Source organism: Pseudomonas sp. LB3P14, from assembly GCF_054898045.1.
This window is the reverse complement of the sequence record NZ_CM142714.1, coordinates 3,544,569-3,565,645: the sequence shown is the minus strand read 5'-3', so window position 1 is coordinate 3,565,645 and position 21,077 is coordinate 3,544,569. Positions and strand designations below refer to the sequence as shown.

Here is a 21,077-nt window from a genome sequence, read left to right as displayed (position 1 = left end):
GGGCTGCGAGGTTGTGGTTTCAGCATAGGCGTCCGGCCCGGAGGCGGGAAGTGCTGTAAGGACGTGTTGCGGCTGCCGAAGGTAACGTTGAAGGGTGTTGCAGGCGTGTCGTGTGTGTATCTGAGTCGACACAATTGGCACAAGGGCTAATCTTGCTTGAGCCGTCTCGACGAATTACCGATCATCGGGTCCCGCAGAGGCGCTGGTTCCGCTACAATGCGCGCCGATTTCGACCTGCCTGAGAGCCCACTCATGTCCGCCTGCCAGACTCCTATCATCGTCGCCCTGGATTTCCCCACCCGTGACGCCGCACTGAAGCTGGCCGATCAGTTGGACCCGAAGCTGTGCCGGGTCAAAGTCGGTAAAGAACTGTTCACCAGCTGCGCTTCGGAAATCGTTGGCACCCTGCGTGACAAGGGTTTCGAAGTGTTCCTGGACCTCAAGTTCCATGACATCCCGAACACCACCGCCATGGCTGTCAAGGCGGCTGCGGAAATGGGCGTGTGGATGGTCAATGTGCACTGCTCCGGTGGTTTGCGCATGATGGCCGCGTGCCGTGAAGTCCTCGACCAGCGCACCGGTCCGAAGCCATTGCTGATCGGCGTGACCGTGCTGACCAGCATGGAGCGTGAAGATCTGGCGGGTATCGGACTGGATATCGAGCCGCAGGAGCAAGTGTTGCGTCTGGCAGCGTTGGCGGAAAAAGCCGGGATGGATGGTCTGGTTTGCTCGGCACTGGAAGCCCGGGCCCTGAAATCGGCGCACCCGTCGCTGCAACTGGTGACCCCGGGGATTCGTCCGGCGGGCAGCGCCCAGGATGATCAGCGTCGCATTCTGACGCCGCGTCAGGCGCTGGATGCCGGTTCCGATTATCTGGTGATCGGCCGTCCGATCAGCCAGGCAGCGGATCCAGCCAAGGCGTTGGCGGCCGTAGTCGCCGAACTCGCCTAACAAAACGCCGCATAGCCAAATGTGGGAGCGAGCCTGCTCGCGAATACGGAGTGTCAGCCGACATCATTGTTGACTGATACACCGCTTTCGCGAGCAGGCTCGCTCCCACATTGGTTTTTGGGTCTCTTCAAATTTTGGATCAGACCTTCAACACCAACTTCCCGAAATTCTCGCCGCTGAACAACTTCATCAGCGTTTCCGGGAACGTCTCCAGTCCTTCAACGATATCTTCCTTGCTCTTGAGCTGCCCCTTGGCCATCCAGCCGGCCATTTCTTGCCCGGCGGCGGCGAACTGTGCGGCGTAGTCCATTACCACAAAGCCTTCCATCCGCGCGCGATTGACCAGCAGCGCCAGGTAGTTGGCCGGGCCTTTGACCGCTTCCTTGTTGTTGTACTGGCTGATGGCGCCGCAAATCACCACTCGCGCTTTCATGGCCAGGCGACTCAACACCGCGTCGAGGATATCGCCGCCGACGTTATCGAAATACACATCGACACCTTTCGGACATTCGCGCTTGAGGCCGGCGTGGACGTCTTCGTTTTTGTAATCGATGGCACCGTCAAAACCCAGTTCGTCGATCAGGAACTGGCACTTGTCCGCGCCCCCGGCAATACCGACTACGCGGCAACCTTTGATCTTGGCGATCTGCCCGGCAATGCTCCCCACCGCACCCGCAGCACCTGACAACACCACGGTGTCACCCGCCTTTGGTGCGCCGACATCGAGCAGGGCGAAATAAGCGGTCATCCCGGTCATGCCCAGCGCCGACAGATAACGCGGCAGCGGCGCCAGTTTCGGATCGACCTTGTAGAAACCTCGTGGCTCGCCGAGGAAGTAATCCTGCACACCCAGGGCACCGTTGACGTAATCCCCGACCGCAAAGCCCGGATTATTCGAGGCAACGACTTTGCCTACCCCCAATGCGCGCATCACTTCGCCGATACCGACTGGCGGGATGTAGGACTTGCCCTCGTTCATCCAGCCACGCATGGCCGGGTCCAGGGACAGGTATTCGTTTTTGACCAGAATCTGACCCGCAGCCGGTTCGCCGACCGGTACTTCTTGATAGGTGAAGGTCTCACGGGTCGCCGCGCCCACCGGACGTTTGGCGAGCAGGAACTGGCGATTGGTCTGGGTAGTCATGACAGGCACTCAAGATGAATGAAGACTTGTTGATAGACCTTCAAGACCGATGCCGCAAGTTTGGCTGATGCGGCGAATGCATATCGATCCAGTGCAGTGATAGTCGAGCCGACGGTTTTATCACTGTCACTCATGGGCGCCCAACCGGCCTTCTGATAGTGCTGCCGTGCCGCAGGCCCCTGTGGCTAGATTGCGAACACGTGATCCCCCGCATCTTCTCTTCGAGGACATAACAATGAGCATGACGTTTTCTGGCCAGGTCGCCGTTGTGACGGGCGCCGCCAATGGCATTGGCCGCGCGACCGCCCAGGCGTTCGCCGCTGAAGGCTTGAAAGTGATAGTGGCCGACCTGGACGTGGCGGGTGGTGAGGATACGGTGGCGCTGATTCGTACCGCTGGCGGTGAAGCTACCTTCGTGCGCTGCAACGTCACGCTGGAAAGCGATGTAAAAAATCTGATGGACGAGGTGGTCAATACCTACGGCCGTCTCGACTATGCCTTCAACAACGCCGGTATCGAGATCGAGAAAGGCAAGCTCGCCGAGGGTACGGTCGATGAGTTCGACGCGATCATGGGCGTCAACGTCAAGGGCGTCTGGTTGTGCATGAAGTACCAGTTGCCCTTACTGCTGGCCCAAGGCGGCGGTGCGATCGTCAACACCGCTTCGGTAGCCGGCCTTGGGGCTGCGCCGAAGATGAGCATTTACGCGGCATCGAAACACGCGGTGATCGGCCTGACCAAGTCGGCGGCCATCGAATACGCCAAGAAAAAGATTCGGGTGAACGCGGTGTGTCCGGCCGTGATCGACACCGACATGTTCCGCCGTGCCTATGAAGCTGACCCGAAGAAAGGTGAGTTCGCCAATGCCATGCACCCGGTCGGGCGCATCGGCAAGGTCGAGGAAATTGCCAGTGCGGTGCTGTACTTGTGCAGCGACGGTGCAGCGTTCACCACGGGGCATTCACTGGCGGTGGACGGTGGCGTGACAGCGTTCTGAAACCAGGCACTGCAACGTAGGAAAAAACCCGCATTTGTGCGGGTTTTTTTTCGGTTCCTCAAAGGGGCCGGACAATGTGTTTCAAATGGTTAGAACCGAGGGTTTTGGCGGCGTTGTCGCACAGCTCATCGACCGCTCCTGTGATTAACTGTTTCCCGCAAAACGGACAGGAGTTTGCTTGCTCATGGAGTTGAGAATCGATCGACGGGCATTGGTGCCGGTCGTACAGCAAATCGTCGACGCGCTAGCCTGCTGGCTTCGCCGTGGCGAGGTGCCGCCGGGGACGCGTTTGCCTTCTGTGCGGCAAATCGCCCGGATCAATTTGCTCAGTCAGTCCAGCGTCGTTGAAGCCTGTGAGCGTCTGGTGGCTCAAGGGGTGCTGGCGTCGCGTCATGGCGCCGGTTTCATTGTCGCCATTCCAGCACTGGCCACTCAGGGGCAACAGGATTGCCCCTGGTTCGAGGGGGCAGAAGTGAAGCAGGGCGGTACCTCGGGCGAGCTCAACTTGGGGTGTGGTGGGCTGCCCGAGAGCTGGCGCGAAACTGACGACTTGAGCTACGCGATCTGTCAGGTCAGCCGCACCGACATGGCTGGCTTGTTCAACTACAGCACGCCGCTGGGCCTGCCAGCCTTGCGCCAACAGATCCACAAACGCCTGAAACAGCTGGATATCGTGGTGGAGGAAAGCCGGATCCTGACAACGGCGGGTGCCAGTCAGGGACTGGACCTGATTGTGCGGACCTTGTTCAAGCCGGGTGATTGCGTGGTGGTAGAGAATCCCGGTTATTCCTTGCTGTTCGATCTGCTCAGGCTGCACGGTGTCAGCATGATCGAGGTGCCGCGAACCCCGCGCGGGCCGGACATTGAAGCGCTTGAGGCGCTGCTGGTGAAGGACCGGCCTCGCGGGATCTTCATCAATAGCTTCTATCACAATCCAACGGGCAGCAGCCTGGCGCCGGCGGTGGCGCAGCGGGTTCTGCAACTGGCTAAAACCTATGGCCTTCTGGTGATCGAAGACGACGTCTATGCGGATTTGCACAGCGGCCCCGGTACGCGGCTCGCCGCGCTCGATATTGATGACAGCGTGATCTACGTCGGCAGTTATTCCAAAACCCTCAGCAGTTCCTTGCGGGTCGGTTTTGTCGTGGCCGGCGCCGGGGTTATTTCGCGGCTGGCCGAGGTCAAGATGATCAGCAGCATGGGCGCTTCACGGTTTTGCGAGTCGGTGCTGGCAAGCCTGTTGGCCAACGGTGCCTACCGCAAATTGGTACAGCGCCAGCGCCAGCGTTTGAGCAATGACAGGGAGGCGGCGTTACAAGTGCTTGAAGACGCCGAGTGGGAGGTCTTCGGCAAGCCGGTCGGAGGCCTGTTCATCTGGGCGCGATCTCGGATGTCCGACTACGCTCAGGTGCGGACTCAGGCACAGCGCTTCGGTGTCCTGTTGTCTTCTGCGACGGCATTCAGTCCCACCGGAGAGGCCAATGACTGGCAGCGCATCAATGTGGCCTATGCCTGTGATCCGCGGGCCCGGGCATTTTTTCAGGCCACCGCTCTGGATCGACCTCAAGCGTTCTGAAAACGACGTGAGCGTAGCTTTTTGCCATTATTCCGACGCCAGAGACTTGTGTTGATACAGGCCCGTTGCGAATCTGCGTCAACAGACTATATCAGGGGACTAAGTGCAATGATTTCGGCCGTGCAAGGACGTTTTGCCAACCTCGGTATGGCGAAAAAACTGGGTGTCGGATTTGTACTGGTGCTGCTGTTGACAGCCTTGGTGGCGGCCATCGGCGTATGGTCCCTGCAAACCATCAGCCAGCGCTTCGACGGGCTCAAGCAGATGTCGTCGCTCAACAGCGGTTTGCTCAAGGTGAGACTGCTCGAGCAGGAATACGCCTTGCACGGCAACCCCAAAACCGCCGATGCCCTGCACGAGGGCGTTGACGGCCTGATCGCCCTGGCGACCCAACTGAAAGCGGCGTCTGCGGCCAACGTGCCGGTGATGAATGACGTCGAGCAGTCACTGGGGGCCTACCGCAAGGCCTTTGACGAGTTCGTCTCGCTCAGCCAGGCCAAGGACCTGGCGCTGGAGATGGCCAGTTGGTCGGTGTCCAGCGTGGCCAATAACCTCGACGTGCTGCAGGCCGGGCTGGCCGATGACGGCGCTTATACCTTGAAGGAATCCGAAGGCAAGGACGGCGGGCAGTTCATCGAACAAGCCAATCAGGTCAGCCAGGTGTCGCGGTTGATGTTGCAAGCCATGAACGAAGCACGTGTGCGCCTGGACCTGAGCCGCAAAGGCGACGACAGCGCGGGGCAGGGAAAGATTGAGCAGGCCGACCAGGCACTGACCCAGGCCGAGCAGCTGAAAACCACGGTCAAGGATGAGGGTTATCAGACCGTCCTCAATGAAGTGGTCGGGCACATTGGCGGATTCAGCGAAAAACTGGCCGAGTACACGGGCCTGCTGGCGCAGGAAAAGACTGTCTATGAGCAGCTGCATCAGCGCGCCGCTCAGGTGGTGGAACGGGTGGATCAGGCCTATGTCGCCGAAGACCAGTCGATGCAGACGGAGCTGAAAAAGAATTCGCTGCTGATCATCGGTTCCTCGGCGCTGGCGCTGCTGGTCGGGCTGATTGCGGCCTGGGTGATTACCCGGTTGATCGTGGCACCGCTGCGCAGTGTGATCCGTGTCGCTCAGCAGATTGCCTCCGGCGATTTGAGTGCGACGGTTGAAGTGACCCGCCGTGACGAGATCGGGCAGTTGATGCAGGCCATGCAACAGATGGGTGCCGGGCTTAGCAGTATTGTCAGCGGTTTGCAGGCGGGTATCGAACAGTTGGCCAGTTCAGCGCAGTCGCTGTCGGCGGTGACTGAGCAAACCAATCTTGAAGTCAGCAGCCAGAAGGAAGAAACCGAACAGGTCGCTACCGCGATGAATCAAATGACCGCCACCGTGCATGACGTTGCGCGGAACGCGGAGGAGGCTGCCCAGGCGGCTCAGACGGCGGATGGCAAGGTTGAAAGTGGTCAGCAGGTGGTGCGCCAGAGCATGGCGCGGATCGAGCAGTTGGCGGATTCAGCGACCTCGGCCAGTTCGAGCATCGAAAGTTTGAGTGCGGAAATCCAGAACATCGGTACGGTGCTGAGCGTCATCAAGAGTGTGGCCGAGCAGACCAATCTGTTGGCCCTCAACGCGGCTATCGAGGCGGCGCGGGCCGGCGAGCAGGGCAGGGGCTTTGCGGTGGTGGCCGATGAAGTGCGGGCCTTGGCCAAGCGCACTCAGCAATCGACCGAGGAGATCGAACGATTGGTGAGTGCCTTGCGCTCGGCGGCTCAGTCTTCTGTTCAGCAGATTCAGAACAGTGGCGAGTTGGTGAAGCTGGCGGTGAGTGATGCGTTGCAGACTGAGAGTGCGCTGGGGAGTATTGCGGCGGCAGTGTCTTTGATTCAGCAGATGAACCAGCAAATTGCAGCGGCTGCCGAGGAGCAGAGTTCGGTGGCTGAGGAGATTAATCGCAGTGTCACGAGTATTCGCGCCAGCGCGGATCAGTCTTCGTTGGCGATGCAGGGGAATGCGGCTTCCAGTATTGAGTTGGCGCAGTTGGGGGTTGAGTTGAAGGGGATGGTGGGGCACTTTCGGCTCTGATTTTTGATTGAGTGTATATCCGTTGCTGCGGTAACGGCCGCTTCGACCACCTCTCGATGTGTTCGACTGCGTCGAACGGTGCTGTGCAGTGGTCAACTAATCCGGACACCTCGATAGGTGGATTTGATGCCATCACCCGCTCGTAAACGGTCGGCGGGTGTACGCCGCTTCATTGTGGGAGCGAGCCTGCTCGCGAAGGTGGCCTGATAGTCGACCTTTCTGTCCTGGCTGTACCCGCCTATCAAACGCGACGCAAAAAAAAGCCACCTGTTCAGGTGGCTCTCTCTTCTGCTTTATCTAATCAGTCGTAGATCGCTTTTTTCTTCCAGTCCGCATCGGCCTCGACGTCTTTGAGGCCTTCGGTCAGCTGGTTCACTTCGCCTTCTACCGGGGCGATGTTGTCCATGACTTGTGCGTTGGCGCGAGCCAGGAGTTTTTCCAGGTATTCCAGTTGTTCGGCGTAGACCTGGGGTTCCTGTTGTTTGCGCAGGTATTGCACGCCGCGTTCGAACGCCAGGCGGGCCTGGCCGGGCTGGTTCTGTTGCAGGGCGTGCTGGCCGAGGTTGTTGAAGAATTCGATGTGCAGCAGGACCAGGATGTGGCGAACTTCGCGGATCCAGCGTTTGGCTTCGTTGGTCGGCAAGAAGCCGTCCTGTGCAGCGCGGGTGATTTGGCCGTGCAGGGCTTCGAGCAGGAAGCGTACGTCCTTGGCTTTGGCTTCGGTCTGGATCGGTGCCGGCGGGTTGTTGACCGGGATCGATTCACCCTGGCCGACCAAGGCGCTCAGTTCGCCGATCCGTGCCTTGAGGTTGGAACTGGTTTTTTCCAGATTGAGCAGGCGTTGGCAGACGTTCAGTTCCAGACGAGTCAACAGCAGCTTGAGTGCCGGTGTCATCAACTGGCCGGGGAAGGTCTCGGTGATTTCACCGCAACGACGCAGACGATCGTTGAGCTCAACTTTGGCGCGGGCCTTTTCCAGCTTGTTGTTTTCCACCACATGGTTCATGTAGCCAATGGCGATCAATAGTGCGATCCCGGCTACGACTAGCAGGGTGATCATGAGTGGTGTCACCGGTAAGACCTCTTTATGGGGTTCGCGTGCGAGTGTAGTGGCTTGGCATTGGGACGCATAGCGCCGCTCAGCGAGTTCAATCGGCTACTGCACTGCCTGTATCGGCCGCGTTCCTGCTTATATAAGTAATAGCGTGCGAGGTGCACATTGCCATCATCTTTGGCGTGGGTGGACTATAACGTCTTGGTGGATGTCAGAATATAGGCGTCAAACGCCGGGCGACGGAAAAGCCGGATTAGTGTCTTAAAGCAGGGCGAAGTCATTGATTTAAATAAATTTATATCTGGGGGTTGACGACCCCTCAATCCATCCATAGAATGCGCGCCACTTACAGCGTAAAGCACACAGCGAAACGCGGTAGGGAGTGAATGTTGTACGTGTGTCCCCTTCGTCTAGTGGCCTAGGACACCGCCCTTTCACGGCGGTAACAGGGGTTCGAGTCCCCTAGGGGACGCCAATGCGGGAATAGCTCAGTTGGTAGAGCACGACCTTGCCAAGGTCGGGGTCGCGAGTTCGAGTCTCGTTTCCCGCTCCAATTTTAAACAGCGTTGCTTTCGGGCAGGGCTGAGTGAAACCAGAACCGATATCTTCGGATACGGATTTGGGCACTGAAATACACACCATGTGTTTCAGTTAGCGTGTCCCCTTCGTCTAGTGGCCTAGGACACCGCCCTTTCACGGCGGTAACAGGGGTTCGAGTCCCCTAGGGGACGCCATTTGCGGGAATAGCTCAGTTGGTAGAGCACGACCTTGCCAAGGTCGGGGTCGCGAGTTCGAGTCTCGTTTCCCGCTCCATATTTAACGAAAACGCCGCTCAGCAATGAGCGGCGTTTTTGTTTGTGCGTCATCCATAAAAAAGGACCGTAAGGTCCTTTTTTTTGTATTGGAATCAAGACGACCAAAGCGTCGGCCCCGCCTGAACAGCGGGTCCGAAAGAGCATCAGAGTTTCGGCAACTGCCCGATGCGCCCCATCATCTCGGTCACGATCTGCAGGTCCAGCAGGAACTGGTCGACAGTCTTGAACTCGTTGTCGGTGTGGCCGGTGTACTTGACCTCGGGCCTGGCTAGACCGAATTGCACGCCATTGGGCAGCTCATGGACCGAGGTGGCGCCGGCGGAGCTGCCGAACTTGTGTTCCATGCCCAGGTTTTCAGTGGACACCGCCAGCAAGGCCTTGACCCATTCACCCTCAGGGTTGCGGTACATCGGCTCGGCGATCGAGTAGGTGAAGGTCGCCGCTACGTGGGTCTTCTTGCTCCAGGCGCCAATCTTTTCAGCAATTTTCGCCTTGAGCGCTTCCGGGGACTCGCCCTTCGGCACGCGCAGGTTGACCGCGAGCTTGAAGGCTTTGTCATCCATCCCGACAAAGGTCAGGGAAGTGGTCAGCGGACCCATGAAGGCATCGGAGAAGCCGACCCCCAATTTGCCACCCAGGTAATCCAGGCCCCAGTTGTCGGCGGCGTAGCGGGCAGCGTCAGTGATGTGGTTGTGCTTCAGCGCGACTTTTCCATCAACGCTATGGATGAAGCCCAGCATCCTGGCCACTGGGTTAACACCGGACTCGGGCTCGGAGGAGTGAGCGGAAACGCCGGTGAAGGTCAGCTTGACGTCCTTGCCGTCGACCTTGGCGTTTACCTCGAAGTTACCGCCATTGCGCTTGGCATAATCCGTACCGGCCTTTTGCAGGCTGGCAGCCAGTTCGGCGGGCTTGTCGGTGACAAGGGTGGCCACCGAAGCAGAAGGAATCTGGTTGGTGGCCATCCCGCCAGTCATCGAGATGATTTCGGCGCCCTTGCCTTGACCATTACGTCGCGGGAAGTTGGCCATGACTGTGCCGTAGCCTTTCTCGGCAATCACCACCGGATAGCCGCCATCCAGCGCCAGGTTGTAGTTCGGCGTCGGGTTGTGTTCGAAGTAATAAGGGATGGCGTCGCCGGTGGTTTCTTCGGTGGTGTCGACCAACAGCTTGAAGTTCCTGGCCAGTGGCAGCTTCTCTTCCTTGATGATCTTCATGGCGTACATCGCCACCACGATGCCGTTTTTGTCATCCTCGGTGCCCCGGCCATACATGCGGTCGCCGATCAGGGTGATTTTGAACGGATCAAGTTGGGTGCCGTCTTTCAGGACCCAGTTCTCTGGTGTCACGGGTACCACATCGGCATGCGCGTGAATGCCCACGACTTCATCGCCACTGCCTTCGAGGGAGATCTCATAGACGCGGTTGTCGATGTTGCGAAAGTTCAGGTTGAAGGCCTGGGCCAGGCCCTTGATCTTGTCGGCGATCTTGATGAATTCAGGGTTGTCGTGCTGGGCTACACCGTCCACTTGGAAGGTCGGTATTTCCACCAGTTCACGCAGGGTTTCGGCGGCCGCACTGCCATATTTCACCCGGGCATAAATACCCAGCAGGCGATTGATCTCGTTCTGCTGTTCGGCAGACAGGGTTTTGTTGTCGAGAAAGGCACTGATTGCCGGGCCGAGGTTGGCGGTTTTGGCCAGGTCACTCTTGGCCACGCCTCCCAGGAATTGCCTGAAATCCGTGACTGATGTGTCACTGAAGGTCTTGAGGATAGTCGCGCTCTGTTGCGGGCTGATGTTGGCGTGCGCGAGCGTGGTGAACGACGAAAGGCCGGCCAGTATCAGGGTTGACGCGGCCAGGTGCTTGAGTGAGAAATTCATTGCTGAGGGCATTCCTTTGCAGGCAGTTTGTGAGAAGTTTCTGATCGATGAGACAGAAACGTTACCAAGCTAACACCACGAGAGAGCGATAGGGGAGTCCCCGAAGTGGGATCTGTCGCACAGAAACGCAAAAGCGGCGCACAAACGAAAAAGGCCCGCCAGTCAGACTGAGCGGGCCTTTGGCATGGGCGCAGGTTTTACATCGACAGAATCAGGCGCCCGGCGAACAGGATCAGAATCACCCCCATGGTGCGTTCGAACCAGTGCCCCATGCGCATAAACAGCAGCCGTACCCGGGCACTGGAAAAGAACAGCGCGACGATCACAAACCACAGCGCATTCACAAAACACATCCAGATTCCGTAAAGCGCCTGGATCTTCAGTGGCGTTGTGGCGCTGATGATGGTGGTGAAGATCGCCAGGAAAAACAGTGTGGCTTTCGGGTTGGTCGCGTTGGTCAGGAATCCGGTGGTAAATGCCTTCAGCAATGTTTGTTCTACGACCGGTTCGTCAGGCTTGTCGCCTTCCAGTACGGTCTTGGGCTTGCTGCGCAACAGGCTGACACCGAGGTACAAAATGTAAGCGCCCCCCACAACCTTGGCCACCGTCAGCAGCCAAGGGGTCGTGTGCATCAGCGCGCCGACGCCGAGCAGGGTGTAAAGCACATGCACCGAAATGCCTGCGCCGATGCCCAACGCCGTGCAAATTCCGACCAATCGACCGAAGCGCACACTCTGACGGATGGTCACTGCGAAGTCCGGCCCGGGTGCGACCACGGCCAGAAAGTGGATAGTTGCCAGCGCCAGAAACTCGCCCAGGTAATTCGAAAGCATCTCAACTCCAGAAAGTAAGGGGTGAAGCATTGCCGCGATAGCCGACAAAGAATGAAAGGCTCAAGCGCGGGTCGGCCACACCCGGTGTCACCGAGTGCATGCAGCGCGAATTGAACATGATGAAATCACCGGGTTCAGGAAGAATCTCCAGGGCCGGAGTGCCGAGCAGAGCCGGATCGATGCCGTAACTGTCGCCACGCATTTCGTCGAACTGATCCGGAGAAATGTCGTGGTCCCACATCTGCAGTGCACCCCCCTCGGTGGGCATGTTCAGGTAAACATTGCAGGCGAACTGCGCTTCCAGGCTTCTGGCCTGGTAACTGTCCGGCGCGTCCTTGGCGAAAATATCGTGGTGGGCCAGAAAACAGATCCCGGGTTTCACCACCCGGGACAACCCGACATACATCTTGCGACCGTAGAGATTTTCCAGGAGCGCACCCGCCGGCCAGGACTCATCGAGCATGCAGCGCAGGGTGTCGACGGGGGACGAATAGGGCGCACACCGGTTGCGCAATTCCGCAATGTTGCGGGTGGCGCGTTCGAAATAATCTTCGATCAGCAGCGGCTGGTTTTCCGCTTCATAAAACGCCATGCCGATACGGCCGATGCTCGGCGCATTGATATAGCCTTCGAAACCAGGGGCGAGGATCTTGTCGCCAATCTGAATCGCCAGCGGCTTGGGCAACAAGCCTTTGACGCGGATGGCGAGGACTTCTTCGTTGGCCAGTTTTTTTATGCACGTCTCATCGAGACGCTCGACGTCAAGCATCATGTCTTAGGTCCATCTATCAGATAGTCAACAGAACCCGCGACCGCAGGTCCCCCCGGCGTCAGGCGATGACGAGAACGGCATCGCCCAAATGCTCAATTCACGCTGTAGTGGACTGACAGCGTTCCTTTCTTCTGCGAAAGGGACGCGATCGTGACCGTTCCCAAATCCTTCAGGCTACGTACATGGGTGCCGCCGCAGTCGTAGGCGGGCAGGTCACCGAAACCGATTTCCCGGGCGCCTTCGCGAAGTGACGTCAGACGCGGCAGGTCATGGGTGATCCACTGCTCAATGCCGTGCTGAAGGGTCTGGGCGTCAACGTCCTGTGCTGAATCCGCCGGTTTGAACTGCACACGTCCTTCGCCCGGCCAGTGATGAGCCTTGATCGGCATCCAGCCCATGACCTGGATGAAGTGGCCGATCAGATGGCCGGCAGAATGCAGGCGGGTATTTAACTGGCGGCGTTGTTCGTCGACCCGAATCTGAGTCATGCCGAGTTTTACCGGGTGGTCGACGAAATGGATGATCCGGTCCGGATCCTGAACCACGCGCAGCACCCGGCTTTCGGCGATCCAGCCGGTATCAAAGGGCTGTCCACCGCCTTGGGGGTGAAACAACGTGGCGCGAAGCACCACAGCAAATTCGTTCTCGTGGGGCGTGCAATCCAGGACTTCCACATTGGCCTTGAGGTCATCACTATGGAAAAAGAGGCGAAGCGTCATATTCCATGCCCTTATTAACAATTCTATTTTTTATTATATGAAGCGTGGAATTGCGTGATAATCCGTTCAAACATCAAAGGACTGTTGCGTTGTGAGCATAAATCTTCCACTACAGCTGCTCGGTGAAATGGCGATTTTCGTCAAGGTTGTCGAGACCGGCAGCTTCTCCGAGGCAGCTCGCCAGTTGGGTGCTTCACCCTCGGCGGTCAGTCGCAGCATTTCGCGTCTGGAGAAGGCGCTCGCCACTCGTTTGCTGCAACGAACCACGCGCAAGTTACGCTTGAGCGACGGTGGCGAAGAGGTGTTCAAGCGTTGCCAGGAGATGGTCAGCGCGGCCAAGTCGGTGATGGAAATCAGCGGTCAGTTCACCCATGAAGCGCAAGGACTGGTGCGAGTCAGCGTGCCGAAGGCGGTGGGGCGGTTCGTGATTCATCCACATATGCCGGAATTTCTGCGGCGTTATCCCAAAGTGGATGTGGAGTTGTTGCTTGAAGACCGCCAGGTGGATTTGATCGACGACAACGTTGATCTGGCGATTCGTATTACTGATCGGCCACCCGCTGGGCTGGTAGGGCGGCAATTGCTGACCATCGATCATTTGCTCTGTGCAACCCCGCAATACCTGGCCGAGCACGGCACACCGACTCATCCTCACGACTTGCTCAATCACAGCTGCATCTACCTGGGCGAAACCCCGAGCGATGCGCGCTGGAAATTCAAGAAAGGCACCAAGGCTGTAACCGTTGGTGTACGCGGACGTTATGCGGCCAATCACACCGGCGTGCGGTTAGGTGCGGTGTTGCAGCACATCGGGATTGGCAGCCTGCCGTACTTCACCGCGCGTTATGCGCTGGAGCAGGGGCTGATCGTGCAGGTGCTGCCGGACTGGACCTTTCTGGCGTCATACCACGGCGGTGCCTGGTTGCTGCATTCGCCAACCCGTTATCTGCCACCGAAGTTACGGGTGCTGATCGACTATCTGGTGGAGTGCCTGGAGAAAGAGCCGACCCTGGGTAAGCCTGGCAAGTTGAGTGATTCGGGCAAGGTCGCGGCGGAGTATGAGTTGCCGGAGAGTGATGGGTTGCTCTGAAGCGAAGATCAAAAAAAGGCCCGCCTGTTCAACCATGCGGGCCTTTTGAATTTCTGACCGTGGATCAGTGCTTGCTGTCCTGGTTCGACATCGCCAGCAGCTGTTTTTCCTGGTTCCAGTCGAACGGTTCGTCGTTTTGTTCGGCTTCGAAACGACGTTCTTCCAGCGCCTGGTACAAGTCGATTTCATCGTCGGGCATGTAATGCAGGCAGTCACCGGCGAAGTACCACAGCAGGTCGCGCGGGACCAGATGGGCGATTTGCGGATAGCGGGTGATCACCTGGCACAGAATGTCCTGGCCCAGGTATTGGCTTTCGATCGGATCGACCGGCAGCAACGCACGCAGTTCGTCGAAGCGCTCCAGGAACAAGGCATGGCTTTCTTCGGGAACCTGTTCGGCCTCACCCACGGCGACCAGGATGCTGCGCAAGTGGTCAAGCAAGACGAGATGATCGGCAACGACGTTGGACACGAGATAAGTCCTCAAGAGCAAAACGGGCGCAGGAGTATAAAGCCCCTGCGCCCTTTTTCCCATGGTAGAGAGGGTCGCCTGGATCAGCGGACCTTTCCTTGCGCCAGCGCCAGCTCCTCTTTGTCGAAATCATCGACATCGATCACCTTGCGCCGCGCCGCTTCGGCGTCACGCAAGGTTTGCGCTTCCACTGGCTGCAACACACCAGCCTCAAGCGCTGCATCGATGTTGTGTTCCCCGGCGACGGGTTTGACCTGACCGCTTTTGAGCGCGACATGAAGCTTTTTCTGCAGCGGTTGCGCGGCACTCAGCAGGTTACACGCGTGTTGCAGGGCGCCGACCGGGTCCTCGGTCGATTGCGGACGGTAGCAACCGCCGAGCAACTCTTCCAGGGTTGGATCGCCTTTGGCGCGGCCGATCACGGCGGCCACTTCGGCGCCGAGTTTATCCGACGGCCCTTTGTGACGACGGCCGAACGGGAACACGATCACCCGCAACAGGCAACCCAACACCTTGTTCGGGAAATTGGTCAGCAGTTCATCCAGCGCACGCTCCGACTGACCCAGGCTTTCTTCCATGGCCCAGGTAAACAGCGGTGCCATGTGCTCCGGTGAATCGAGGTCGTGGTAACGCTTGAGCGCGGCGGAGGCGAGGTACATGTTGCTGAGCACATCCCCCAAGCGAGCCGACAGACGTTCGCGTCGTTTCAGTTCACCGCCCAGCAGCATCATGCTCAGGTCGGCAAGCATGGCGAACGCGGCAGCCTGGCGGTTGAGGGCGCGGAAGTAACCCTGGCTGAGCCTGTTGCCCGGCATATGTTCGAAATGGCCGAAACCAAGGTTCAGCACCAGGGTGCTGGCGGCGTTGCTCACGGCAAAACCGATGTGCTTGAGCAGCAGACTATCAAATTCGGTGAGGGCCTGATCCTTGTCCTCACGACCGGCGAGGGCCATTTCCTTAAGCACGAATGGATGGCAGCGGATCGCACCCTGACCGAAGATCATCAGGTTGCGCGAGAGAATGTTCGCGCCTTCCACGGTGATGAAAATCGGTGCGCCATTCCAGCTGCGACCGAGGTAGTTGTTCGGTCCCATGATGATTGCCTTGCCGCCATGAACATCCATGGCGTGACTGATGCACTCGCGGCCGCGTTCAGTGAGGTGGTACTTGAGAATCGCCGACAGCACCGACGGTTTTTCACCGAGGTCCACCGCGTTGGCGGTGAGCATCCGCGCGGCGTCCATCATCCAGGCGTTGCCGCCGATGCGCGCCATCGCTTCCTGAATCCCTTCAAATGCCGACAAAGGAACATTGAATTGCTCACGGACCTGAGCGTACTGGCCGGTCACCAGACTGGTGAACTTGGCGGCGCCTGTGCCAACCGCTGGCAACGAAATCGAACGCCCGACCGACAGGCAGTTCATCAGCATCATCCAGCCTTTACCGAGCATTTCCTGGCCGCCGATGAGGAACTCCAGCGGTACGAACACATCTTTGCCGGCGTTCGGGCCGTTCATGAATGACGCACCCAACGGCAAGTGACGGCGGCCGATTTCAACACCGGCGGTATCGGTCGGGATCAACGCCAGACTGATACCCAGGTCTTCCTCCTCTCCCAGCAGGTGATCCGGGTCGTAGGCCTTGAAGGCCAGGCCGAGGAGGGTGGCGACCGGGCCCAGCGTGATGTAACGCTTTTCCCAGTTCAGGCGCAGGCCCAAGGTTTCCTTGCCGTCCCATTCACCTTTGCAGATCACCCCGGTGTCGGGCATGGCGCCGGCATCAGAGCCGGCCAGTGGGCCGGTCAGTGCGAAGCACGGGATGTCGTCACCGCGCGCCAGTCGTGGCAGGTAATGGTTGCGTTGTTCGTCGGTGCCGTAATGCAGCAGCAGTTCGGCCGGGCCGAGGGAGTTGGGGACCATCACGGTGGACGCGAGGTCGCCGCTGCGGGTCGCCAGTTTCATCGCCACCTGGGAGTGGGCATAGGCGGAGAAACCCTTGCCGCCGAACTCCTTGGGAATGATCAGGGCGAAGAAGCCGTTTTCCTTGATGTGGGTCCAGGCTTCGGCCGGCAGGTCCATGGTTTGACCGATCTGCCAGTCGCTGACCATGGCGCAGAGTTCTTCGGTCGGGCCGTCGATAAAGGCCTGTTCCTCTTCGCTCAGCTGCGCTTTTGGATAGGACAGCAGTGTGTTCCAGTCCGGGCGACCGCTGAACAGTTCGCCGTCCCACCACACTGTGCCGGCATCGATCGCATCGCGTTCGGTTTCCGACATCGGCGGCAGGGTTTTCTGGAACCAGCTGAACAGCGGCGCACTGAAATATTTACGGCGCAGGTCGGGGAGCAACAAGGGCGCTGCGACAGCCGCGATCAACACCCAGAGAACCAGCAGCAACCAGCCTGGCGCGCGGCTGAAAGCGCCCATCGCCACCACGTAAACGGCAACGACGCACAGGGCGGGCAGTGGGGCGATACGACGGTGGGCTAAATACGCAATCCCGACAACCAGAACCAGTATCCACAACAGCAGCATATTTAATCCTCCGTGAAACCAGGGCAAAACCAACCTTCAGAGCTTAGACGGCATCCGCAAAACAGGGTGGTCAGAGCGATGTGATTGAAATCGTGGGAAGCCTTCGATGAGTTTTGTAGGACCGGTTGGTACCGGGCCGCGCAAATCGTTCGTTGGGCGGGGCGGCAAAGCGTCCATGTTTGGCCGAAACGTCGTTATCTCTGTGCTGAACGTGTCGCTAGACTCGTGGCTTCCCCAGGAGATTGTTCTCATGCACGAGTATCTGAGTTCCGGCCGCTTCATCGATAGTGACCACCCGTCGGTGGTGGAGTTCGCCGAAAAACATCGCGGCAGCCGTCGTGACCCGCTCGAGCAGGCGATCAATCTCTATTACGCCGTGCGCGAAGCCGTGCGTTACAACCCTTACACCTTCAGTCGCGACCCAGACACCTTGCGCGGCAGTTATGCGTTGGCAGCGGGGGAGAGTTATTGCGTGCCCAAAGCCACGCTCCTGGCCGGATGTGCCCGGCATTGTGCGATCCCTGCGCGTATCGGTCTGGCGGACGTGCGCAATCATTTGTCGACGCCGCGGTTGCTCGAGTTGCTCAAGAGCGATGTGTTCGCCATGCACGGCTATACGGAGCTGTACCTGAACGGTCGCTGGGTCAAAGCCACGCCAGCCTTCAACCAAGGCTTGTGCGAACTGTTCAATGTCGCACCACTGGAATTCGACGGAATCAACGACAGCGTATTCCATCCTTTCAATCGCGACGGCGAGCAGTTGATGGAGTATCTGGTCGACCACGGCCAGTTCACCGATGTGCCTGAAGCGTTCTTTTTCGAGCACCTGGAGAAGTGCTACCCGCATCTGTTCGGCGACAAGCTGCCAGTGCTGCTGGGTGACATGCAGAGCGATTTGAGTCGCGCCTGATCCGGCGTATGCTGCCTGCGCATTCATCCATAAAGAGGCGGTCATGCTGAAGATCTGGGGTCGGAAAAACTCATCGAATGTCAGAAAACCTTTGTGGGCCGCCGAGGAGCTGGGCCTGGCCTATGAAGCCATCGATGCGGGCGGCGCCTTTGGTGTAGTCGATACGCCGGAGTACCGCGCGATGAACCCCAATGGTCGCGTGCCGGTGATTGAAGAAGACGGTTTCGTGCTGTGGGAATCCAACGCCATCGTGCGTTACCTGATGGCTCGCCACGCCAACGGCACAGCCTGGTATCCAGAGGATCTGCAGGCCCGGGCCTCTGCCGACAAGTGGATGGACTGGACCACTTCAAGTTTTGCCGGGCCGTTTCGCACGGTGTTCTGGGGCGTATTGCGCACCCCGGAAGACAAGCGAGACTGGCCGGCCATCAACGCTGCGATCAAGGAATGTGATGGCTTGCTGTCGATGGCCGACCAGGCGCTGGCGACCCAACCGTACCTGTCCGGCGATGAGATCGGCATGGGCGACATTCCTTTGGGCTGTTTTATTTATGCCTGGTTCGAGATGCCGATCGAGCGTGCGCCGCAGCCTCATCTGCAAGCCTGGTACGCACGCCTGAAACAGCGTCCGGCGTATCAGAAAGCGGTGATGACCGCGTTGACTTAATACTCACTATCGACACACTTGACTGTACTTGTGTGGCGGCGACAAGCACCATTGCGCTCGTGCGCCGTGGTTGTATTAGTCGCCGCCCGCCCTTATTTGTCCCTTTCTTCCCTTCTTGGTGCGTAAATCCGATATGAGTTCCGCTCTGTCCATCCGGCAGCTAACCAAAACCTACGGCAACGGTTTCCAGGCCCTGAGTGGTATCGATCTGGACGTCGCCGAAGGTGACTTTTTCGCCTTGCTCGGCCCTAACGGCGCCGGCAAATCCACAACCATCGGCATTCTCTCGACCCTGGTGAACAAGACCAGCGGGACGGTGAATATCTTCGGTCACGACCTGGACAAGAATCCTGCGCAGCTCAAGCGCTCCATCGGCGTGGTGCCCCAGGAATTTAACTTCAACCAGTTCGAAAAGACCTTCGACATCGTCGTGACCCAGGCCGGTTATTACGGCATCCCGCCGAAAATCGCCAAGGAACGCGCCGAGCAATACCTGACCCAACTAGGCCTGTGGGACAAGCGCGATACGCCATCGCGTTCACTGTCCGGCGGCATGAAGCGTCGACTGATGATCGCCCGTGCACTGGTTCACGAACCGCGCCTGCTGATCCTCGACGAACCGACGGCGGGTGTGGACATCGAACTGCGACGTTCGATGTGGACATTCCTCACCGAGCTGAACAAGAAAGGCATCACCATCATTCTCACCACCCACTACCTGGAAGAGGCTGAGCAGTTGTGCCGCAACATCGGCATCATCGACCACGGCACCATCGTCGAGAACACCAGCATGAAACAGTTGCTCGGCCAACTGCATGTGGAAACGTTCCTGCTCGACATTAAAAACACGCTGCAAACCGCGCCACAGTTGCTCGGTTACCCAACCAAGCTGCTCGACAGCCACACCATCGAAGTTCAGGTCGACAAGGCCATGGGCATCACCGCGCTGTTCACCCAATTGGCGCAGCAGAACATCGAAGTGTTGAGCCTGCGCAACAAAACCAATCGCCTCGAGGAGTTGTTCGTGTCCCTGGTGGAGAAAAATCTGTCGAAGGTGGCGGTATGAGTTCCGAGCTGCAACCCAACCTCGTTGCCCTCAATACCATCGTTTACCGAGAGGTCAAACGCTTTACCCGGATCTGGCCGCAGACGCTGCTGCCGCCGGCAATCACCATGGTTCTGTACTTCGTGATCTTCGGCAATCTGATCGGCCGGCAGATCGGTGACATGGGTGGTTTCACCTACATGGAGTACATCGTGCCGGGGCTGATCATGATGTCGGTGATCACCAACTCCTACGGCAACGTGGTGTCGAGTTTCTTCGGCAGCAAGTTTCAGCGTTCCATCGAAGAGTTGATGGTGTCGCCGGTATCGCCGCATACGATTCTGATCGGCTACACCCTGGGCGGCGTGCTGCGCGGCTTGATGGTCGGGGTCATCGTGACCCTGCTGTCGCTGTTCTTCACCCAGTTGCAGGTGCATCACCTGGGTGTGACCATTCTGGTGGTGGTGCTGACGGCGACGATTTTCTCGCTGCTGGGCTTCATCAACGCCGTGTTTGCACGCAACTTCGATGACATCTCGATCATCCCGACGTTTGTGCTGACACCGCTGACGTACCTGGGCGGGGTGTTTTACTCGATCTCCTTGCTGCCGCCGTTCTGGCAGACCGTGTCCCTGGCCAACCCGGTGCTGCACATGGTCAACGCGTTCCGTTACGGCATTCTTGGCGTTTCGGACATCAAGATCAGCGTGGCGATCACCTTCATGCTGGTGGCGACTGTCGTGTTGTATATCGGTTGCGCACGGCTGCTGGTCAGCGGTCGCGGGATGCGTACTTAAAAGGACGACCGCGTCGCCTGCAATCGCGAGCAGGCTCGCTCCCACATTGGATTTATACTGCCCACATAATTTGTGATCGACACGCAACCCATGTGGGAGCGAGCCTGCTCGCGATGGCGCCAGCCCAGACACCGCAATAAAAACGGCCTCCCAAGTGGAGGCCGTTTTGCGTTTACTGCATCCGGTTTTTCTTGCGCCGCCGCCACTGCCGCCCAACCCACCAGCGCCAGTACATCATGGTCAGGCAATAGGCGAGGGCACCCAGTACCAGCCCCATCACCACTGAACCGAGCAAAAACGGCTGCCACAAGGAAGAGAGTTCGCCGCTTATCCATTCCCAGGTCAATTCATTCGGCAGATGGCGTGCAGGGACGTCCATCAACCAGGCACCGGTCTGGTAAGTGCAGAAGAACACAGCCGGCATGGTGATCGGGTTGGTCAGCCAGACCAGACTGACGGCAATCGGCATGTTGCCGCGCACCATGATGGCAAGAATGGCGGCGACCAGCATCTGCAACGGAATCGGCAGGAATGCCGCGAACAGACCAACAGCCATGGCCCGTGCAACGGAATGGCGGTTGAGGTGCCAGAGGTTCGGGTCATGCAGCAGTGTGCCGAGAAAGCGTAAGGACTTGTGTTCCCTGATGCTGGTCGGGTCTGGCATGTAACGTTTGAATAAGCGCCGGGGCATAAGGCTTCTCGGTCGGTTAAGGCGGCAAGTATGTCTGGATTCTATGCACCGCCCATT

19 protein-coding genes, 4 tRNA genes and 1 pseudogene are annotated in these 21,077 nt (G+C 58.5%); 14 read left to right on the top strand and 10 right to left on the bottom strand.

Annotated elements, in window-relative coordinates; genetic code table 11:
* Positions 1 to 252: 252 nt before the first annotated feature.
* Entirely contained in the window at positions 253 to 951 is a 699-nt protein-coding gene (pyrF, locus tag ACYZT5_RS16565) for an orotidine-5'-phosphate decarboxylase (protein ID WP_185752715.1), read from the top strand.
* A gap of 139 nt (positions 952 to 1,090) precedes the next feature.
* On the opposite strand, the gene ACYZT5_RS16560 is transcribed toward pyrF, so the two are convergent.
* Entirely contained in the window at positions 1,091 to 2,095 is a 1,005-nt protein-coding gene (locus tag ACYZT5_RS16560) for an NADP-dependent oxidoreductase (RefSeq protein ID WP_129437508.1), read from the bottom strand.
* Complete coding sequence (locus ACYZT5_RS16555) at positions 2,092 to 2,229, bottom strand: hypothetical protein (protein ID WP_462052018.1); 138 nt, start codon at positions 2,227 to 2,229, stop codon at positions 2,092 to 2,094. The genes ACYZT5_RS16560 and ACYZT5_RS16555 overlap by 4 nt, the downstream gene beginning before the upstream one ends.
* A gap of 101 nt (positions 2,230 to 2,330) precedes the next feature.
* Here ACYZT5_RS16555 and ACYZT5_RS16550 point away from each other — a divergent pair, with 101 nt between their 5' ends.
* The 4 genes and pseudogenes from ACYZT5_RS16550 (at position 2,331) to ACYZT5_RS16535 (ending at position 6,741) form a co-directional block, all read left to right on the top strand.
* Positions 2,331 to 3,092, top strand: a complete 762-nt coding sequence (locus tag ACYZT5_RS16550; RefSeq protein ID WP_462052017.1) for an SDR family oxidoreductase — start codon at positions 2,331 to 2,333, stop codon at positions 3,090 to 3,092.
* 184 nt (positions 3,093 to 3,276) lie between these two features.
* A complete protein-coding gene (locus ACYZT5_RS16545) occupies positions 3,277 to 4,668 on the top strand; it encodes an aminotransferase-like domain-containing protein (RefSeq protein WP_462052016.1) in 1,392 nt (463 codons plus the stop codon).
* Between the two features lie 108 nt (positions 4,669 to 4,776).
* Positions 4,777 to 5,832 (top strand): annotated as a pseudogene (locus tag ACYZT5_RS16540) (methyl-accepting chemotaxis protein); the annotation flags it as partial.
* Between the two features lie 27 nt (positions 5,833 to 5,859).
* Complete coding sequence (locus ACYZT5_RS16535) at positions 5,860 to 6,741, top strand: methyl-accepting chemotaxis protein (protein ID WP_371317146.1); 882 nt, start codon at positions 5,860 to 5,862, stop codon at positions 6,739 to 6,741.
* 301 nt (positions 6,742 to 7,042) lie between these two features.
* Here the strand turns inward: ACYZT5_RS16535 and ACYZT5_RS16530 are convergent, their stop codons facing one another.
* Entirely contained in the window at positions 7,043 to 7,801 is a 759-nt protein-coding gene (locus ACYZT5_RS16530) for a hypothetical protein (RefSeq protein ID WP_462052015.1), read from the bottom strand.
* 393 nt (positions 7,802 to 8,194) lie between these two features.
* Between ACYZT5_RS16530 and ACYZT5_RS16525 the strand changes: the two genes are divergently transcribed.
* From ACYZT5_RS16525 to ACYZT5_RS16510, 4 genes are all read left to right on the top strand, one after another.
* Positions 8,195 to 8,270: transfer RNA gene (locus tag ACYZT5_RS16525), tRNA-Glu, on the top strand.
* A 2-nt stretch (positions 8,271 to 8,272) separates the two neighbouring features.
* Positions 8,273 to 8,348, top strand: a tRNA-Gly gene (locus ACYZT5_RS16520).
* Positions 8,349 to 8,453: 105 nt separating this feature from the next.
* Positions 8,454 to 8,529: transfer RNA gene (locus tag ACYZT5_RS16515), tRNA-Glu, on the top strand.
* Between the two features lie 3 nt (positions 8,530 to 8,532).
* Positions 8,533 to 8,608 (top strand) — tRNA-Gly (locus ACYZT5_RS16510).
* A gap of 145 nt (positions 8,609 to 8,753) precedes the next feature.
* On the opposite strand, the gene ACYZT5_RS16505 is transcribed toward ACYZT5_RS16510, so the two are convergent.
* The 4 genes from ACYZT5_RS16505 to ACYZT5_RS16490 all read right to left on the bottom strand — a co-directional run bounded on the left by ACYZT5_RS16505 (position 8,754) and on the right by ACYZT5_RS16490 (position 12,817).
* Positions 8,754 to 10,493, bottom strand: a complete 1,740-nt coding sequence (locus ACYZT5_RS16505) for a dipeptidase (RefSeq protein WP_462052014.1) — start codon at positions 10,491 to 10,493, stop codon at positions 8,754 to 8,756.
* A 197-nt stretch (positions 10,494 to 10,690) separates the two neighbouring features.
* Positions 10,691 to 11,326 (bottom strand): LysE family translocator, encoded by a 636-nt coding sequence (locus tag ACYZT5_RS16500; protein ID WP_033056907.1) that lies wholly within the window; start codon positions 11,324 to 11,326, stop codon positions 10,691 to 10,693.
* A gap of 1 nt (position 11,327) precedes the next feature.
* On the bottom strand, positions 11,328 to 12,098 hold the full coding sequence (locus ACYZT5_RS16495; RefSeq protein ID WP_462052013.1) for a 2OG-Fe(II) oxygenase: 771 nt from the start codon (positions 12,096 to 12,098) through the stop codon (positions 11,328 to 11,330).
* Between the two features lie 92 nt (positions 12,099 to 12,190).
* The gene (locus ACYZT5_RS16490) at positions 12,191 to 12,817 is read right to left on the bottom strand and encodes an alanyl-tRNA editing protein (RefSeq protein WP_462052012.1); all 627 of its coding nucleotides are present in this window, start codon (positions 12,815 to 12,817) and stop codon (positions 12,191 to 12,193) included.
* Between the two features lie 91 nt (positions 12,818 to 12,908).
* Here ACYZT5_RS16490 and ACYZT5_RS16485 point away from each other — a divergent pair, with 91 nt between their 5' ends.
* Complete coding sequence (locus tag ACYZT5_RS16485; RefSeq protein WP_462052011.1) at positions 12,909 to 13,907, top strand: LysR family transcriptional regulator; 999 nt, start codon at positions 12,909 to 12,911, stop codon at positions 13,905 to 13,907.
* 64 nt (positions 13,908 to 13,971) lie between these two features.
* On the opposite strand, the gene ACYZT5_RS16480 is transcribed toward ACYZT5_RS16485, so the two are convergent.
* Complete coding sequence (locus tag ACYZT5_RS16480; RefSeq protein WP_007905217.1) at positions 13,972 to 14,379, bottom strand: PA2817 family protein; 408 nt, start codon at positions 14,377 to 14,379, stop codon at positions 13,972 to 13,974.
* A gap of 83 nt (positions 14,380 to 14,462) precedes the next feature.
* Positions 14,463 to 16,910 carry an acyl-CoA dehydrogenase gene (locus tag ACYZT5_RS16475; RefSeq protein WP_462052010.1) on the bottom strand — a complete coding sequence of 816 codons (2,448 nt, stop codon included), beginning with the start codon at positions 16,908 to 16,910 and terminating at the stop codon, positions 14,463 to 14,465.
* A 250-nt stretch (positions 16,911 to 17,160) separates the two neighbouring features.
* Between ACYZT5_RS16475 and ACYZT5_RS16470 the strand changes: the two genes are divergently transcribed.
* The 4 genes from ACYZT5_RS16470 (at position 17,161) to ACYZT5_RS16455 (ending at position 20,329) form a co-directional block, all read left to right on the top strand.
* A complete protein-coding gene (locus ACYZT5_RS16470; protein ID WP_462052009.1) occupies positions 17,161 to 17,820 on the top strand; it encodes a transglutaminase-like domain-containing protein in 660 nt (219 codons plus the stop codon).
* Between the two features lie 43 nt (positions 17,821 to 17,863).
* Complete coding sequence (locus ACYZT5_RS16465) at positions 17,864 to 18,487, top strand: glutathione S-transferase family protein (RefSeq protein WP_462052008.1); 624 nt, start codon at positions 17,864 to 17,866, stop codon at positions 18,485 to 18,487.
* 133 nt (positions 18,488 to 18,620) lie between these two features.
* Entirely contained in the window at positions 18,621 to 19,553 is a 933-nt protein-coding gene (locus ACYZT5_RS16460) for an ABC transporter ATP-binding protein (protein WP_462052007.1), read from the top strand.
* Positions 19,550 to 20,329 carry an ABC transporter permease gene (locus tag ACYZT5_RS16455; protein ID WP_462052006.1) on the top strand — a complete coding sequence of 260 codons (780 nt, stop codon included), beginning with the start codon at positions 19,550 to 19,552 and terminating at the stop codon, positions 20,327 to 20,329. Before ACYZT5_RS16460 ends, ACYZT5_RS16455 begins: the two co-directional genes overlap by 4 nt.
* 172 nt (positions 20,330 to 20,501) lie before the next feature.
* Here the strand turns inward: ACYZT5_RS16455 and ACYZT5_RS16450 are convergent, their stop codons facing one another.
* Complete coding sequence (locus ACYZT5_RS16450) at positions 20,502 to 21,020, bottom strand: DUF2062 domain-containing protein (protein ID WP_462052005.1); 519 nt, start codon at positions 21,018 to 21,020, stop codon at positions 20,502 to 20,504.
* Positions 21,021 to 21,077 lie beyond the last annotated feature (57 nt).

Bases quoted from the DNA above. Each gene is read 5' to 3' on its own strand.
- pyrF (WP_185752715.1), top strand. From the start codon at position 253: ATGTCCGCCTGCCAGACTCCTATCATCGTCGCCCTGGATTTCCCCACC.
- ACYZT5_RS16560 (WP_129437508.1), bottom strand. From the start codon at position 2,095: ATGACTACCCAGACCAATCGCCAGTTCCTGCTCGCCAAACGTCCGGTG.
- ACYZT5_RS16555 (WP_462052018.1), bottom strand. From the start codon at position 2,229: ATGAGTGACAGTGATAAAACCGTCGGCTCGACTATCACTGCACTGGAT.
- ACYZT5_RS16550 (WP_462052017.1), top strand. From the start codon at position 2,331: ATGAGCATGACGTTTTCTGGCCAGGTCGCCGTTGTGACGGGCGCCGCC.
- ACYZT5_RS16545 (WP_462052016.1), top strand. From the start codon at position 3,277: ATGGAGTTGAGAATCGATCGACGGGCATTGGTGCCGGTCGTACAGCAA.
- ACYZT5_RS16535 (WP_371317146.1), top strand. From the start codon at position 5,860: ATGCAGGCCATGCAACAGATGGGTGCCGGGCTTAGCAGTATTGTCAGC.
- ACYZT5_RS16530 (WP_462052015.1), bottom strand. From the start codon at position 7,801: ATGATCACCCTGCTAGTCGTAGCCGGGATCGCACTATTGATCGCCATT.
- ACYZT5_RS16505 (WP_462052014.1), bottom strand. From the start codon at position 10,493: ATGAATTTCTCACTCAAGCACCTGGCCGCGTCAACCCTGATACTGGCC.
- ACYZT5_RS16500 (WP_033056907.1), bottom strand. From the start codon at position 11,326: ATGCTTTCGAATTACCTGGGCGAGTTTCTGGCGCTGGCAACTATCCAC.
- ACYZT5_RS16495 (WP_462052013.1), bottom strand. From the start codon at position 12,098: ATGATGCTTGACGTCGAGCGTCTCGATGAGACGTGCATAAAAAAACTG.
- ACYZT5_RS16490 (WP_462052012.1), bottom strand. From the start codon at position 12,817: ATGACGCTTCGCCTCTTTTTCCATAGTGATGACCTCAAGGCCAATGTG.
- ACYZT5_RS16475 (WP_462052010.1), bottom strand. From the start codon at position 16,910: ATGCTGCTGTTGTGGATACTGGTTCTGGTTGTCGGGATTGCGTATTTA.
- ACYZT5_RS16470 (WP_462052009.1), top strand. From the start codon at position 17,161: ATGCACGAGTATCTGAGTTCCGGCCGCTTCATCGATAGTGACCACCCG.
- ACYZT5_RS16465 (WP_462052008.1), top strand. From the start codon at position 17,864: ATGCTGAAGATCTGGGGTCGGAAAAACTCATCGAATGTCAGAAAACCT.
- ACYZT5_RS16460 (WP_462052007.1), top strand. From the start codon at position 18,621: ATGAGTTCCGCTCTGTCCATCCGGCAGCTAACCAAAACCTACGGCAAC.
- ACYZT5_RS16455 (WP_462052006.1), top strand. From the start codon at position 19,550: ATGAGTTCCGAGCTGCAACCCAACCTCGTTGCCCTCAATACCATCGTT.
- ACYZT5_RS16450 (WP_462052005.1), bottom strand. From the start codon at position 21,020: ATGCCCCGGCGCTTATTCAAACGTTACATGCCAGACCCGACCAGCATC.